The sequence below is a fragment of the Herbidospora solisilvae genome, assembly GCF_009901565.1.
GTDB classification, from domain to species: domain Bacteria; phylum Actinomycetota; class Actinomycetes; order Streptosporangiales; family Streptosporangiaceae; genus Herbidospora; species Herbidospora solisilvae.
Map to the genome: position 1 here is coordinate 508,435 of NZ_WXEW01000002.1, position 15,118 is coordinate 523,552.

General features: G+C 69.3%; 13 protein-coding genes. 8 read left to right on the forward strand and 5 right to left on the reverse strand.

Annotation, left to right across the window (positions count from 1 at the left end):
- Positions 1-8: 8 nt before the first annotated feature.
- Entirely contained in the window at positions 9-731 is a 723-nt protein-coding gene (locus GT755_RS08030) for a PadR family transcriptional regulator (RefSeq protein WP_161479060.1), read from the reverse strand.
- Between the two features lie 596 nt (positions 732-1,327).
- Here GT755_RS08030 and GT755_RS08035 point away from each other — a divergent pair.
- From GT755_RS08035 to GT755_RS08070, 8 genes are all read left to right on the forward strand, one after another.
- The gene (locus GT755_RS08035; RefSeq protein WP_235966199.1) at positions 1,328-2,044 is read left to right on the forward strand and encodes a metal-dependent hydrolase; all 717 of its coding nucleotides are present in this window, start codon (positions 1,328-1,330) and stop codon (positions 2,042-2,044) included.
- Between the two features lie 95 nt (positions 2,045-2,139).
- Positions 2,140-4,926: an aconitate hydratase AcnA gene (gene acnA, locus GT755_RS08040; protein ID WP_202609756.1), complete on the forward strand. Its 2,787-nt coding sequence runs from the start codon at positions 2,140-2,142 to the stop codon at positions 4,924-4,926.
- Between the two features lie 1,035 nt (positions 4,927-5,961).
- Positions 5,962-6,126 (forward strand): hypothetical protein, encoded by a 165-nt coding sequence (locus GT755_RS08045; protein WP_161479063.1) that lies wholly within the window; start codon positions 5,962-5,964, stop codon positions 6,124-6,126.
- A 166-nt stretch (positions 6,127-6,292) separates the two neighbouring features.
- Positions 6,293-6,541 (forward strand): hypothetical protein, encoded by a 249-nt coding sequence (locus GT755_RS08050; RefSeq protein WP_161479064.1) that lies wholly within the window; start codon positions 6,293-6,295, stop codon positions 6,539-6,541.
- A 241-nt stretch (positions 6,542-6,782) separates the two neighbouring features.
- Positions 6,783-7,910 (forward strand): sugar ABC transporter substrate-binding protein, encoded by a 1,128-nt coding sequence (locus tag GT755_RS08055; RefSeq protein ID WP_161479065.1) that lies wholly within the window; start codon positions 6,783-6,785, stop codon positions 7,908-7,910.
- Positions 7,911-7,995: 85 nt separating this feature from the next.
- Positions 7,996-8,772 (forward strand): ATP-binding cassette domain-containing protein, encoded by a 777-nt coding sequence (locus GT755_RS08060; protein ID WP_062345540.1) that lies wholly within the window; start codon positions 7,996-7,998, stop codon positions 8,770-8,772.
- Positions 8,769-10,022, forward strand: coding sequence for a sugar ABC transporter permease (locus tag GT755_RS08065; protein ID WP_161479066.1), 1,254 nt, complete (start codon positions 8,769-8,771; stop codon positions 10,020-10,022). Before GT755_RS08060 ends, GT755_RS08065 begins: the two co-directional genes overlap by 4 nt.
- 43 nt (positions 10,023-10,065) lie before the next feature.
- Positions 10,066-11,286 carry an ROK family transcriptional regulator gene (locus GT755_RS08070; RefSeq protein ID WP_030454357.1) on the forward strand — a complete coding sequence of 407 codons (1,221 nt, stop codon included), beginning with the start codon at positions 10,066-10,068 and terminating at the stop codon, positions 11,284-11,286.
- Here the strand turns inward: GT755_RS08070 and GT755_RS08075 are convergent.
- The 4 genes from GT755_RS08075 to GT755_RS39290 form a co-directional block, all read right to left on the reverse strand.
- Complete coding sequence (locus GT755_RS08075) at positions 11,234-12,655, reverse strand: MFS transporter (RefSeq protein ID WP_202609757.1); 1,422 nt, start codon at positions 12,653-12,655, stop codon at positions 11,234-11,236. The genes GT755_RS08070 and GT755_RS08075 overlap by 53 nt on opposite strands.
- A 60-nt stretch (positions 12,656-12,715) precedes the next feature.
- Entirely contained in the window at positions 12,716-13,204 is a 489-nt protein-coding gene (locus tag GT755_RS08080) for a MarR family winged helix-turn-helix transcriptional regulator (protein WP_161479067.1), read from the reverse strand.
- Positions 13,205-13,315: 111 nt separating this feature from the next.
- Positions 13,316-14,179 (reverse strand): neutral zinc metallopeptidase, encoded by an 864-nt coding sequence (locus tag GT755_RS08085; protein ID WP_161479068.1) that lies wholly within the window; start codon positions 14,177-14,179, stop codon positions 13,316-13,318.
- Positions 14,180-14,279: 100 nt separating this feature from the next.
- Positions 14,280-15,050 carry a neutral zinc metallopeptidase gene (locus GT755_RS39290; RefSeq protein ID WP_161479069.1) on the reverse strand — a complete coding sequence of 257 codons (771 nt, stop codon included), beginning with the start codon at positions 15,048-15,050 and terminating at the stop codon, positions 14,280-14,282.
- Positions 15,051-15,118: the final 68 nt, after the last annotated feature.

Consider the following 15,118-nt stretch of genomic DNA (forward strand, 5'->3'; position numbering starts at 1 on the left):
ACGGGTCACTACTCCTCGTCGGTGTCGCCGTCGGCCAGGACCTGGTAGAGCTTGCGCCGGGTCTCGGCCAGGATCTTCTTGGCCTGACGCACCTGGCTCTCACTCCCAGTCTGCGCGATCTGGAACAAAGCGGACGCGGCCTGGCGTGACAAATCAAACAATTCGTGGACGTTGTCTCCGATGTCGGGAGTCATCTCCTCCCACGGGGCGCGGACCTCGTCCTGGTGCTCGGCGACGTAGGCGCGGCCGACGTCGGTGAGCGTGAAGGTCTTGCGGCCGTCGGCCTCCTCCGAGCGCACCAGCCCTTCGTCGGTGAGCTGCTGGAGCGCCGGGTAGACCGCGCCGGGGCTGGGCTTCCAGCCGCCCTGCGACCGCTCGGCGATCTCCTGGATGATCTGGTAGCCGTTGCGCGGCTCCTCCGACAGCAGGGCCAGGATGGCGGCGCGCACGTCGCCGCGCTTGGCCTTGCGCCCCCGCCCGAAGCCGCGCGGCCCGAACGGGAAGCCCGGCCCGAAGGGCCCGCCGGGACCGAATCCCGGCCCGCCGCCCCAGGGACCGCCCCGGCCTCGGTGGCCTCGATGGCGGTGGTCGTGGGGGCCACCGCCGGGCGTCTCCCACGTGGCGGCGAAGCCGCGCAGGTTCTCCTTGAGCGCGGCCTTGAGGTTGCGGATCTCCCGGTGGAACTCGTGGGGGTGGGCCCAGGGGCCACCCGCGGCGTGTGCGTTGCTCATGTCATCCTCCAGAGTGTTACGCGATGCCTCAACGATATATCGAGAACATGTCGATGCCAAGCAAAAGCCGCAAGTGACTCAAGTCACGAAAAAAGATGGGATCTGAGGGAACAGGTGCTGAGACCGCTCCGTTACATTGGGCAGAGACGGGATTGTTCCGCGCTGAGAGGGCTGGGGGGTGCTCTTGGAGCGGAGCGATCCCGTCTTGTTTTGTCGAGGCGGATCCCCGGGCATCGGGCACATTCACCGCCCGGGCCACCGCTGACTTTCGGATGTCGGCGTCTCGCGCGCCCGAGGCCTGTCGCCTCGGGTGGTCGTGCCCGATCTCAAAAGCCCAAGTACCGCTGACTTCTGGATGTCGGCGTCTCGCGCGCCCGAGGTCTGTCCCCTCGGGTGGTCGCGCCCGATCTCAAAAGCCGAAGTGCCGCCGACCTTCGGGCGTCGGCGTCTCGGGCCCCGAGGGGCCGTCCGCCCTCCGGCGGCCGCACTCGGTCTCAGGTGTCTGGTTCCCCCTGGAACGGGGCAAAGCGGTCCTGCGAGCCGCACTGAATTTGTCGGTCCTTTGCCGTACGCTGCCGTGTCGTGATCTCGACATGATGGGCCATTCCCACGCGCTGACCGGGGCGATCGTCTGGCTGGGCATCGCGCCCGGGTTGTCCGCGCTTCCCTCGGTGTTCGACTTCCAGCCCTCGCTGGCGTTCGCCACCGCGATGTCGCCGGCCGAGCTGATCGCCGGGGCGATCATCTGCGCGGGGGCGGCCATGCTGCCCGACCTCGATCACCCCAGCGCCACGATCGCGCAGACGTTCGGCCCGGTCACGTGGCTGCTCAGCAAGGGCGTGAACTTCGTCAGCGGGGGGCATCGCAAGGCGACCCACTCGCTGCTGTTCGCGATCCTCATGGGGGTGGGGGCCCACCTGCTGGCCGAGCGGTTCACCGTGGGACAGGACATCCTCGTCGTGTTGTCGATCGGGCTGGCCTTACGCGCGGTCGGCATCGGCGTGCCGGGGAACAAGATCGCTTCGGCGGTGGTCAACATCGTGCTGACCGGGGGCATCTTCGCGGCGTTCTGGGGGCTGGGGGTGACCTACGCCTGGCTGGGGTTCGCGATCGGCATCGGCTGCTTCGTCCACGTCCTCGGCGACTGCCTGACCGAGCGGGGGTGTCCGGTGTTGTGGCCGCTCAAGCACAAGTGGCTGCTGCCGTGGGACTGGGGGCTGAAGACCGGGCGGAAGTTCGAGACCAAGATCCTCGCGCCGACGTTGTCGGTCGCCGTGTTCGCGCTGCTGTTCCTGCGGCTCATGCCGATGTGAGATCCCGCGTGAGAATGCGATATCTTGACATCAAGAGATATTCGCCCAAGGTTAGGCGAGCCTGACCGATCAACCCCTCCCGTGCGTACGGGAGGATGGCCGGGCGAGTTGTCAACAGAGAACCTTTGGGGAGGCGAGACTTCGTGTCCGCGAACAGCTTCGGCGCCCGTGACACACTGCGCGTGGGTGACGCGTCGTACGAGATCTACCGGCTGGACAGGGTCGAAGGGTCGGCGCGCCTCCCGTACAGCCTGAAGATCCTGCTGGAGAACCTGCTGCGCACCGAAGACGGCGCGAACATCACCGAGGCCCACATCAACGCCCTCGGCCAGTGGGACCCGTCGGCCGCGCCGAGCGTGGAGATCCAGTTCACCCCGGCCCGCGTCATCATGCAGGACTTCACCGGCGTCCCCTGCGTGGTCGACCTGGCCACCATGCGCGAGGCCGTGCGCGACCTCGGCGGCGACCCGGCCCGCATCAACCCGCTCGCCCCGGCCGAGATGGTCATCGACCACTCGGTCATCGTCGACTTCTTCGGCGGCCCCGACTCCTTCCAGCGCAACGTCGAGAAGGAGTACGAGCGCAACCACGAGCGCTACCAGTTCCTGCGCTGGGGCCAGACCGCCTTCGACGAGTTCAAGGTCGTGCCCCCGGGCACCGGCATCGTCCACCAGGTCAACATCGAGCACCTCGCCCGCGTGGTCATGATCCGCGACGGCAAGGCCTACCCCGACACCTGCGTCGGCACCGACTCCCACACCACGATGGAGAACGGCATCGGCGTCCTCGGCTGGGGCGTCGGCGGCATCGAGGCCGAGGCCGCGATGCTCGGCCAGCCGATCTCCATGCTCATCCCGCGGGTGGTCGGCTTCAAGCTCACCGGCAAGCTCCCGGCCGGCGCGACCGCCACCGACCTGGTGCTCGTCATCACCGAGATGCTGCGCAAGCACGGCGTGGTCGGCAAGTTCGTCGAGTTCTACGGCGAGGGCGTCTCCTCGGTGCCCCTGGCCAACCGGGCCACGATCGGCAACATGAGCCCCGAGTTCGGCTCCACCTGCGCGATCTTCCCGATCGACCAGGAGACGATCAACTACCTGACCCTGACCGGCCGCAGCGAGGAGCAGACCGCCCTCGTCGAGGCCTACGCCAAGGCGCAGGGCCTCTGGCTCGACCCGCACGCCGAGCCGGAGTTCTCCGAGTACATCGAGCTCGACCTGTCCACCGTGGTGCCGTCGATCGCCGGGCCCAAGCGCCCGCAGGACCGCATCTCGCTGAGCGAGTCGAAGGAGATCTGGCGCCGCGACGTGCGCAACTACGTCACCGACTTCGACGGCGACGGCGTCGACGAGGCCGTCGAGGAGTCGTTCCCCGCCTCCGACGCGCCCGCCTCCAACGCCCGCGCCGGCGCGCCCCGCCCCCACAAGGCGGTGCCGGTCACCCTGGCCGACGGCACCAGCTTCGAGATCGACCACGGCGTCGTCACCATCGCCGCGATCACCTCGTGCACCAACACCTCCAACCCCTACGTGATGCTCGGCGCGGCGCTGCTCGCCCGCAACGCGGTCGAGAAGGGGCTGACCCGCAAGCCGTGGGTGAAGACCTCGCTGGCCCCCGGCTCCCAGGTCGTCACCGGCTACTTCGAGCGGTCGGGCCTCCAGCCCTACCTCGACAAGATCGGCTTCAACCTGGTCGGCTACGGCTGCACCACCTGCATCGGCAACTCGGGCCCGCTGCCCGAGGAGATCTCGGCCGCGATCCAGGCCAACGACCTCGCCGTCACCGCCGTGCTCTCGGGCAACCGCAACTTCGAGGGCCGCATCAACCCCGACGTGAAGATGAACTACCTGGCCTCGCCGCCGCTGGTGGTCGCCTACGCGCTCGCGGGCACCATGGACCTCGACCTCAACAACGAGCCGCTGGGCACCGGCGCCGACGGGCAGCCCGTCTTCCTGAAGGACATCTGGCCCGAGCCCGAAGAAGTCTCGCGGGTCGTCGCCGAGTCGATCGGCCAGGACATGTTCCTGCGCGACTACGCCGACGTCTTCAAGGGCGACGAGCACTGGCAGTCGCTGCCGATCCCGACCGGCGACACCTTCGAGTGGGACCCGGCCTCGACCTACGTGCGCAAGGCCCCCTACTTCGAGGGCATGCCCGCCAAGCCCGAGCCGGTCACCGACATCACCGGCGCCCGCGTGCTGGCGGTGCTCGGCGACTCGGTCACCACCGACCACATCTCGCCCGCGGGCTCGATCAAGCCGGGCACCCCGGCGGCCGACTACCTCAAGGAGAACGGCGTCGAGGTCAAGGACTTCAACAGCTACGGCTCCCGCCGCGGCAACCACGAGGTCATGATCCGCGGCACCTTCGCCAACATCCGGCTGAAGAACCTCCTGCTCGACGGCGTCGAGGGCGGCTACACCCGCGACTTCACCCAGGAGGGCGGCCCGCAGTCGTTCATCTACGACGCCTCGGTCAACTACCAGGCGGCGGGCACCCCGCTCGTCGTCCTGGCGGGCAAGGAGTACGGTTCGGGCTCCTCGCGCGACTGGGCGGCCAAGGGCACCGCGCTCCTGGGCGTGCGCGCCGTCATCGCCGAGTCCTACGAGCGCATCCACCGCTCCAACCTGATCGGCATGGGCGTGCTCCCGCTCCAGTTCCCCGAGGGCGAGACCGCCACGTCCCTGGGCCTGACGGGCGAGGAGACCTTCGAGATCACCGGCGTCGAGGAACTCAACCAGGGCCACACCCCGGCGACCGTGACCGTCCGCGCGGGCGACAAGCAGTTCGAGGCGATCGTCCGCATCGACACCCCCGGCGAGGCCGACTACTACCGCCACGGGGGCATCATGCAGTACGTCCTCCGCTCCCTCCTGGCCAAGTAGCGGCCAACGAGGAAGCCGCCCGGTCCGTGTCCGGGCGGCCCACCTCTCACTCGCGAAGCCGCCCGGTTCAATCCGGGCGGCCCATGTCTCACCTAGGAAGCCGCCCGGTTCAATCCGGGCGGCTTCCGCCGTTCAAAGCCTTCTTTCCGTTACGGCTCCGCCCGCCCTGACCCCACTCGCCGCTCCCGCACCCCGCCGCCCGTGGCGCCGACCATCCGCTCCCGCCTCGCGCCGCAACGCCGGGGGAGCTCTGGCCAACACTCGGACTTCGACGTCCGAGCCGACCGCGGCCGCCTCCAACAAACGTGCGCGACATTTGCATATCTGCGGCCCGGCCACTGCCACGGCGAGCGCTCCGGATCCGCCTGAATGAATTCGCCGGGGTGAGTGCCGCCGTCATATTTCGGTGGACAGCGAAATCGTGTCCTGGCGTCCTTCCTCCACGGCGTGTCGAAGTGATGCGGTCGGCCCTGTTTCGGTGTCGGCCGAATTGGCAGGCCGGTTTTTAGGCTTTCGGTGCATATCACAACGCATGATTTTTCACCGGCCGTTGTTACTCTCCGCAACCTCGTTCGCCGGAAGTCGATGACTCTACCTGCGGCTTCGGCCTGTCGCACCAGATCTCTGTAACCTGCGGTAGCTTGCGACCGAAACAACTCGGCACGCACAAGCGATTCCCGCACACACTCGGCCGAGCGAACCCCATTGGGCACCGGAGAAGAGGAATGACACGTACCGTAATGGGGCATCCATGTGCCGCCGAGTGCCGTCTTGTTCAGTTCATCCGAAGCCCCGGTAAAGGGTCCCAGGGCGGTGCGCGTGAAACTCCGATCGCCTCTTCTTTGATGACTCCCACACCGGGCGGTCCGAGGAGGCTGCTCCGGACGGCTGGGTAACCGGGCGTAAGGGGCTGGCGGCGTCTGCCTCGCCAGCACCGTGAGCCTCGTCGTCTGCATGTGACGTGACGTGACGACAGCGTGAGCCGGGGAGACCGTAACACCCCGGCTCCCGCTGCTTACCGGAGGACATCTCATCATGCCGCGCACCCCTGCCGACTGGCTGCTGACCGAGACGATGACGGCCGATCCGGCCTGGAGCGTCGTGCTGCCGCTCGACGTGAGCCGTTCGGCCGCCGCACTCGCCCAGACCACCGGGGGTGATCTCGGCACCGTCGGCCGACCGGACTGGTCACCGTCCTGATCCTCCTTGACCTCGCCGGCCTCCTCCTGTCGCCATGGCATCTCAACACGCTCGTACTGGGCCTGCGCCGTGACCTGCTCGGACACGTCCTGCGACTCGGGGTGCGCGAGCGGGCGACGTTCTCGACCGGCCCCGGCTCCTGACCGGCACGGGCGAGGTCGCCTCGGTGGTGTCCCTGGCGGCCGGGTGGATCGGGTCGCTGCTGGTATCGGGCGGCGCGCCGGCTCTGCTCGACTGGCGGCTCTGCGTCGCCTTCGCGGTCGGCGCCGATCGCCTGGTGGCCGCCCCCGGCGCGCGGGTTCGCACCATGAACACGCTGCTGCCGCTGTTCCCCCTCGTGGCGGGCGGCCGCCGTCGTCTTCGGGGTGATGCTGCTGCGGGCGGCGGTCCGGACGCGCTGACGCGCCGGGCGTGACCGGCTCACCGGACGCCGCTCAGGTCTGTGACCTGGGTGGCTTTCCGGTTTTTACCCGGCCTTGGTGGGGAGGTCGGCTTCTTTGCGGGTACGTTTCTCCATTGTTACCCCGGGCAACAAACGTTACCGTCCCGTGTCTTTCCCCCAAGTTCCCTTGGGCTTACGTTGTCTCAAACAACATTCACCCATTAGGTGAGTCACACCCCCCGATAGACCCCCGGCCAGAAAGGACCCACGCATCATGCGCAAGGGGATCCTCAGCATCGGCGCCGCCTTCGCGGCCCTTTCCCTCGGTCTCACCGCGTGTGGCGGGGGTGACGAGGGCACCGGCGCAGCTCCCGAGACGACCGGCGCCGCCCCCGCGACGTCCGCCGCCGCCCCCGCTGGCAAGATCGGCGTCATCCTCCCCGACAGCAAGTCCTCCGCCCGGTGGGAGACCGCCGACCGCAAGTACCTCGAAGAGGCGTTCAAGGCCGCGGGTGTCGCCTACGACATCCAGAACGCCCAGGGTGACAAGACCCAGTTCCAGACCATCGCCGACCAGATGATCACTGGCGGCGTGACCGTGCTCGCGATCGTCAACCTCGACTCGGGCACCGGCAAGGCCGTCCTCGACAAGGCGAAGGCCCAGGGCATCGCCACCATCGACTACGACCGCCTCACCCTCGGCGGCAACGCCGACTACTACGTCTCCTTCGACAACACCGCCGTGGGCAAGCTCCAGGGCGAGGGCCTGTCGAAGTGCCTCGACGACGCCAAGGCCGAGAAGCCGATCATCTCCTACCTGAACGGCTCGCCGACCGACAACAACGCCACCCTCTTCAAGGAGGGTTACGACAGCGTCCTCAAGCCGAAGTTCGACTCGGGCGACTACGTCAAGGGCCCGGAGGACTCGGTTCCCGACTGGGACAACGCCCAGGCCGGCACCCTCTTCGAGCAGCAGCTCACCAAGGAGCCGAAGATCGCCGGCGTGCTCGCCGCGAACGACGGCCTCGGCAACGCCGCCATCGCGGTGCTGAAGAAGAACAACCTCAACGGCAAGGTCCCGGTCACCGGCCAGGACGCCACCGCGCAGGGCCTGCAGAACATCCTCGCCGGCGACCAGTGCATGACCGTCTACAAGGCCGTCAAGCAGGAGGCCGACGCCACCGCGCAGCTGGCCATCGCGCTGGCCAAGGGTGAGAAGCCCGCCGCCACCGGCACCGTCAAGGACAGCGAGACCGGCGCCGACGTGCCGGCCGTCCTGCTGACCCCGGTCGCCATCTACAAGGACAACGTGAAGGACGTCGTCGCCGACGGCTACGTCACGAAGGAAGAGCTCTGCACGGGCGACTTCGCCGCCCTGTGCACCGAGGCCGGCATCAGCTAAGTCACTCCGCGGGTACGGTCCACGCACGCTCCCCCCGGCACAGGGCGTGGGCCGTACCCCTTTCTGGAACCAGGAGTAGCCCATCGTGTCCACGGCACCCGTTCTGGAACTGCGCGGAATCGACAAGAGCTTCGGCCCCGTGCAGGTCCTCCACGATGTCGCCTTTTCCGTTTACCCCGGAGAGGTGACCGCCCTTGTCGGCGACAACGGCGCCGGTAAGTCCACCCTCGTCAAGTGCATCGGGGGCATCCACCCGTTCGACTCGGGCGAGTACTACTTCGAGGGCAGGCAGGTCCACGTCAGCGGTCCCCGCGACGCGGCCGCGCTCGGCGTCGAGATCGTCTACCAGGACCTCGCGCTCTGCGACAACCTCGACATCGTCCAGAACATGTTCCTCGGCCGGGAGCGCAAGCGCGGCCTGGTCCTCGACGAGGACACGATGGAGGAGATGGCGGCCAAGACCCTCGTGGGCCTCTCGGTCCGGACGGTCAAGTCCCTCCGCCAGCACGTCTCCAGCCTGTCGGGCGGACAGCGGCAGACCGTCGCCATCGCCAAGGCCGTCCTGTGGAACAGCAAGGTCGTCATCCTCGACGAACCGACCGCCGCTCTGGGCGTCGCGCAGACCGCGCAGGTCCTCGAGCTGGTCCGCCGCCTGGCCGACAAAGGCCTGGCGGTCGTGCTCATCTCCCACAACATGAACGACGTCTTCGCGGTCTCCGACCGGATCGCCGCGTTGTACCTCGGCCGCATGGCCGCCCAGGTGAAGACCTCCGACGTCACCCACTCCCAGATCGTGGAGCTCATCACGGCCGGGCGCAGCGGGGAGCTCGGCCTGCAGAACGGCAAGGAAGCGACCGCATGACCACCACAACCGCCCCGGAGGAGAAGGCCGTCGCGCCATCCGCCGGGCTGAACCAGCAGGTCCGCGACTACGTGGAGCGGGTGCGCGGAGGTGAACTCGGCGCCCTCCCGGCGGTCATCGGCCTCATCGTGCTGTGCACGGTCTTCGCGATCCTGTCGCCGGTCTTCCTGTCGCCGGTCAACTTCGCCAACCTGTTCACCCAGGGAGCGGGCGTCACCGTCATCGCGATGGGCCTGGTCTTCGTCCTGCTGCTGGGCGAGATCGACCTGTCGGCGGGCTTCGCCTCGGGCGTCTGCGCGGCCTTCCTCGGCGTGCTCCTCACCAACGAGGGCTGGCCCTGGTACGCCGCCGTGCTGGCCGCGATGGTGGTCGGCGTCGTGATCGGTCTGATCATCGGCTGGCTGGTGGCCAAGCTCGGCATCCCGTCGTTCGTCGTGACGCTGGCGGCGTTCCTGGCCTTCCAGGGCGTCGTGCTGATCCTGCTCGACGAGGGCACCAACATCTCGATCCGCGACTCGGTCATCCTGGCCATCGCCAACGAGAACATGTACCCGTGGCTCGGCTGGGCGCTCGTGGTCGTCGGCGTGGTCGCCTACGCCGGTCTCCAGCTCGTCAACAACCGCCGCAGGTCGGCCCGGGGCCTGGTCGCCGACCCGCTGTCGCTGATCGCCGTCCGCGTCGGCGCCCTCGCCGTCGCGTCGGGTTTCGCGGTGTACGTGCTGAACCTGGAGCGCAGCCGCAACCCGGGCGTCATCTCCCTGACGGGCGTGCCGGTCGTGGTGCCGATCATCCTGGTGCTGCTGCTGGTCTGGACGTTCGTGCTGCGCCGCACCCGTTTCGGCCGGCACATCTACGCCGTCGGCGGCAACGCCGAGGCGGCCCGCCGGGCCGGTATCAACGTCGACCGCATCAAGATCTCCGCGTTCGTCATCTGTTCCTTCATGGCCTCCGTCGGCGGCATCATCGCGGCCTCCCGGGCCAACTCCGTCGACCCCAACACGGGCGGCAGCAACGTGCTGCTGTTCGCCGTCGGCGCGGCGGTCATCGGCGGCACGTCGTTGTTCGGCGGCAAGGGCCGGGCCCTCGACGCCATCCTCGGCGGCGCGGTGGTCGCGGTCGTCATCAACGGCATGGGCCTGATGGGCTACAGCTCCAGCGTGAAGTACGTGGTCACCGGCGCGGTGCTGCTGCTCGCGGCGGGTGTGGACGCCCTCTCCCGTAAGCGGGCGTCGGCATCCGGCCGCCGATAGGGTGGGCGCGAACGACGACCCCCCGGCACCAGAGGCAGGACGCATGTTGCGCGCAGGTCCCTCTCAGGAGGAGATCCGCCGTCACAACCTCGGAACCCTCCTGCGCCACGTCCACCTCGGCGGCCCGACCTCGCGTGCCGAACTGACCAGCCGCATGGGGCTGAACCGCAGCACCATCATGGCGCTGACGGCCGACCTCACCGCCGCCGGTCTGGTGCGCGAGGAACTGCCGAAGGAGACCGGCCGGGCCGGCCGCCCCTCACTGGTGGTCCGGCCCGAGTCCTCGCGGGTCTACGTCCTCGCCTTCGACGTGGGCGTCGACCGGCTGGTCGCCGCCCGCGTCGGGCTGGGCGGGGTCATCCTCGACCGCCGCTGGGCGGTGCGCCCGCGTGGCGCCTTCGACCTCAACGAGTCGGTCGCCACGCTGGCCGGGTTCGCCCGCCAGATGCACCGCAAGACCAGGGCCGACACCGTCTGCGTCGGCGCGGCGGCGGCGTTCTGCGGCGCGGTCCGCAAGAGCGACGGCCTGGTCCGCTTCAGCCCCAACCTGGAGATGGAGGACGGCCCGTTCGGCGAGGAGCTGTCCAAGCGCCTGGCCATGGGCCTGCCGGTGACCGTCGGCAACGACGCCAACCTGGGCGCGCTCGCCGAGCACACCCGCGGCACCGGGGCGGGCTGCCGCGACCTCGTCTACCTGCACGGCGACGTCGGCATCGGCGGCGGCATCGTGGTCAACGGCCAGCTGCTCGGCGGCGCGGCCGGCTACGGCGGCGAGGTCGGCCACATGGTGGTCAACCCCGGCGGCCGGGCCTGCGGCTGCGGCTCCCACGGCTGCCTGGAGGCCGAGGTGGGGGAGCGGGCGCTGCTCGAACACGCCGGCAGCTCCGGCATCCACCGCCTGGCGGCGGGCCGGGGTCGCGACGGCATCCACGCGGTCGTCGAGGCGGCCGACCGCGGCGACATAATCGCTCAGGACGCGCTCCACCGGGTGGGCGACTGGCTCGGCATCGGCGTCGCCAACCTGGTGAACGTCTTCAACCCCGAGGTCGTCATCTTCGGCGGCACCCTGCGCGAGATCTATCTCGGCTCGGCCGCGCAGGTCCGCAGCCGCCTCAACCTGGCGACCCATCCCGCGCTGCGGGAGACGCTGCGGCTGCGCACCTCGGAGCTCGGCGACGACGCGACGCTGGTGGGGGCCGCCGAACTGGCCTTCACGAGGGTACTCGCCGACCCGCTCGAGGTGCTCGCGCGGATGAGCGTCTGACCGGACGGAGCACCGCCAGGGCCACCGCGAACGCGACCGCGAGCAGTCCCGCCGACACGGTGAACGCCAGCCGGTAGCCCTCGGTCAACGCGACCGCCGTCGGCGAGCCCCCGCCCAGCAGGCTCTCGGTGCGGCCCGCCGCCAGCGTCGACAGCACCGCCACGCCGAGCGCCATGCCGATCTGCTGGGTGGTGTTGAACAGGCCCGAGGCCAGCCCGGCGTCGTCGTCGCGGGCGTCCGACATGCCGAGGTTCGTCAGGGCGGGCAGCACCAGCCCGCCCCCGGCGATCAGCAGCATCACCGGCAGCAGGTCGGTGACGTAGACGGCGTCCACCGGCACGCGGGTCAGCCAGCCCATCGCGGCCACCAGCAGCACCAAACCCGCGAGCAGCACCGTGCGCGCGCCGTAGCGGTCGTTGAGCCGGGCCGAGACGAACAGCGACACGCCGCCGATGGCCGCGGCGGCGGGCAGCATGGCCAGGCCCGTCGCCAGGGCGCCGTAGCCGAGGACCCGCTGCATGAACAGGGCGACCAGGATCTGGAACGAGAACATGGCCGACAACGCCAGGATCTGCACCGCGTTCGCGCCCGACACGTTCCTCGACCGGAACACCCGCAGCGGCATCAGCGGGGTGCGCGCGGTCGCCTGGCGCACGAAGAACCCGGCCAGCAGCACGACCGACAACCCGCCGTAGGCGAGGCTCTGCCCGGCGCCGTGCTGCTCGATCCCGACCACGGTGTAGACGCCCAGCATCAGCCCTGCGGTGACCAGCGCCGCGCCGGCGACGTCGGCCCCGGCCGACAGGCCCGTGCCGCGCTCGGCGGGCAGCGCCCGGACCGCGAGCAGGATCGTGACCAGCCCGATCGGCACGTTGATGAAGAAGATCCAGTGCCAGTCGAGGGCGTCGGTGAGCACCCCGCCGAGCACCTGGCCGATCGAGGCGCCGGCCGCGCCGGTGAAGCTGAACACCCCGATCGCCCTCGCCCGCTCGGCAGGCTCGGTGAACAGCGTCACCAGGATGCCGAGCACGACCGAGGAGGCCAGCGCGCTGCCCACGCCCTGCAGGAACCGGGCGGCGACCAGCAGTTCCGGGGTGCCGGCCAGCCCAGCCAGCAGCGAGGCCGCGACGAAGACGGCGTTCCCGGCGAGGAACACGCGTTTGCGGCCGATCAGGTCGCCGAGCCGTCCGGACAGCAGCAGCAGGCCGCCGAAGGGGATCAGGTAGGCGTTGACCGTCCAGCTGAGGGCGGCCGAGGTGAAGCCGAGGTCGTGCTGGATGGCGGGCAGCGCCACGGTCACGATGCTGCCGTCGAGGATGGTCATCAGCATGGCGGTCGACAGGACCGCCAACGCGAGCCAACGGGACATGGTCGTCTCCTGTTCGGGGGGAACAGAAGCGACCGTAGCAGATAGTTTTGTTATAGACGATTATCGGATGCGCTGCCGGGCCCGCCGGGCGCCCTGCGGCGCTTCGACGGGGGTGGCCAGATGTCCTTCGGTGAGCCGGGTCAGCAGCCCGACGAGGGTCTTCCCCTCCTCGGCGGAGAGGGCGTCGAGGGCCTCGCGGTGGACGCGGTCGGCGATGCGCTGACTTCGGGCCGCGACCTCGGCGCCCTTCTCGGTGACCGCGATGATCCGGGCCCGGCGGTCGGTGCTCGACGGCCGGCGCTCGGCCAGGCCCGCCTGCTCCAGGGCGTCGACGGTGACCACCATCGTGGTCTTGTCCATGTCGCCGATCTCGGCGAGCTGGATCTGGGTGCGCTCCTCTTCGAGTGCGTGCACCAGCACGCAGTGCATGCGGGCGGTCAGCCCGATCTCGGCCAGCGCCGCCGCCATCCGGGTCCGCAGCACGTGGCTGGTGTGGTCGAGCAGGAAGGACAGGTCCGGTTCGGTACGGGAGGGCGCCATCGCGGTCATCTCCCCAGGATAGGCAACCCTGTTGTGGAGGCAGATTCACAACGCGAGACGCGGCCGGCCTGCGGCCGTCCGCGTCTCGCTCTCCGTACCGGATGATTCGTGACGGGAGGACTAGGCGACCCGCGCGTTGGGCGCGGTCCAGGTGTTGCACGACAGGAACGACTGCGAGTCGTAGCCCCGCTCCAGCCAGAAGGCCTGGTTGCGGCCCTTGCCGTGGACGGTGTCGGAGGCGTGCTTGGCGGCCCAGTCGACGACCTGGTCCCACTCCTCGAAGACGACCGGCAGGCTCTCCTGCACCGACCCGAGGAACACCCCGGCCATGCACTCGGCCTGCTGCTCGACCCGGTGGCTCAGGTAGTTGCGGGCGGTCTTGGTGCGCGCCTGCGCGTAGAGCCGGTTGAACGCCGGCACGATCCCCGCGCGCTGCTGGGCGTGGTGGCCGATCTCGTGGGCCATGGTCTTGGCCAGCGTCAGGCCCCACGGGTTGCGGATCGTGGCCTTCGGGAGGAACTGGTAGATGGTCTGCGACGACGGGCAGTAGTGGGCGGTGTAGGTGTTGCTGAGCTTGCCGCACGGCGTCTTGGTGCCGCTGGCCCGGATGATGATCTTCGGTACCCGGTAGGCGCCCAGTCCGGCCGCCCTGAACTGGCGGGCGTACATGCCGTTGACGCAGCGGGCGACCTTGAGCAGGTAGGCCTTGAGCGAGTTGGCGCTGCCCGCGCGTGGTTCGCCCGGCGAGCAGGTGAACGAGTCGACGGCGCCCGACCGGTAGAGCCGGTTCTTCGTCAGCACCGTGGGGAACACGCGCTTCGCGGCGGCCGGCGCGGCCATCGGCGCCGGTGTGGTCGCGGCCGGATCCGCGGCCGACGGGGCGGCGGCGAGGGGCGGGGGAGAGAAGGTGGCCTGGGCGGCGGAGCCCGTCACGACGAGGACGGAGAGAGCGCCGGAGGCCAGTGCGATCAGGGGAATTCGCATGGTGGGGAAGACCATATTGCAGGTCTTATTGGCGAGTAAAGTCGGGTAAATACGGATATTTACGGCGGCCACCCCCCGTGGATGACCGCCGCACCGCAGGTCAGGCCACCTGTGAGGCCGGAGCCTTGTAGGTGTTGCACACACTCGGCGAGCCCGCCTTGAAGCCGCGGTCGGTCCACGCCGCCCGGCTCTTGCCGCCGCCGTGGGTCGGGTCGCCCATGTCCTCCTTGATGTAGGTCAGGAGCTGCTGCCAGTCATGGGAGTCGCGCCCCGTGGAGGCCCAGATGCTGCGCAGGAACGCCCCGGAGAGGCAGTCGGCCTGCAGCTCCAGGCGGGCGTGCCACTTGTAGGCCGCCTTGGTGCTCTTCGGCATCAGCTTGTAGTGGGCCTTGATGATGCCCGCCCGCTGCTGGACGTGGTGGCCGTACTCGTGCGCCAGCACATAGAAGAGGAAGGGCGTGCCCTCGTACTCGAGCATCCAGCCGTCGACCAGGACGACCAGGCCCTGCGTGTCGTGGCAGTAGGCGCCGCCCCAGAAGCCGTCCATGTTCCCGCACGCGCGGGTCTTGGTCGGCTTGCTGATGAACTCCATGCCCGGCTTGCGGAACGGGAGCTTCGCCTTCTTGAAGAAGGACGTCCAGGTGGCGTCGAGGCACTCCGCGCCCTCACGCAGGTAGTTCTGCGCGGTCAGGAAGTCCTCGATCGTCACGGAGTATTCGGGACACGACCGGACCGGCAGCTTGCCGGAGGTGTAGATAGGGTTCTTCGTGAGAGCGGACAGACCGGTCGGAACAGGCCGTGCGTGGACCGTTCCGGGCGCCAGCAGGGGCGCCACCAGACCTGCCACCAGTAAGGGGATGATTTTTCGCACGAATCCAGGAGAGTAGGGGACAAGTCAACCGCCCGTAAAGGGATTCCCCAGGCCTCGGAGCCGGAAGC

Bases quoted from the DNA above. Each gene is read 5' to 3' on its own strand.
- GT755_RS08030 (WP_161479060.1), bottom strand. From the start codon at position 731: ATGAGCAACGCACACGCCGCGGGTGGCCCCTGGGCCCACCCCCACGAG.
- GT755_RS08085 (WP_161479068.1), bottom strand. From the start codon at position 14,179: ATGCGAATTCCCCTGATCGCACTGGCCTCCGGCGCTCTCTCCGTCCTC.
- GT755_RS08045 (WP_161479063.1), top strand. From the start codon at position 5,962: ATGCCGCGCACCCCTGCCGACTGGCTGCTGACCGAGACGATGACGGCC.
- GT755_RS08035 (WP_235966199.1), top strand. From the start codon at position 1,328: ATGGGCCATTCCCACGCGCTGACCGGGGCGATCGTCTGGCTGGGCATC.
- GT755_RS08065 (WP_161479066.1), top strand. From the start codon at position 8,769: ATGACCACCACAACCGCCCCGGAGGAGAAGGCCGTCGCGCCATCCGCC.
- GT755_RS08075 (WP_202609757.1), bottom strand. From the start codon at position 12,655: ATGTCCCGTTGGCTCGCGTTGGCGGTCCTGTCGACCGCCATGCTGATG.
- acnA (WP_202609756.1), top strand. From the start codon at position 2,140: ATGGCCGGGCGAGTTGTCAACAGAGAACCTTTGGGGAGGCGAGACTTC.
- GT755_RS08055 (WP_161479065.1), top strand. From the start codon at position 6,783: ATGCGCAAGGGGATCCTCAGCATCGGCGCCGCCTTCGCGGCCCTTTCC.
- GT755_RS08080 (WP_161479067.1), bottom strand. From the start codon at position 13,204: ATGACCGCGATGGCGCCCTCCCGTACCGAACCGGACCTGTCCTTCCTG.
- GT755_RS08070 (WP_030454357.1), top strand. From the start codon at position 10,066: ATGTTGCGCGCAGGTCCCTCTCAGGAGGAGATCCGCCGTCACAACCTC.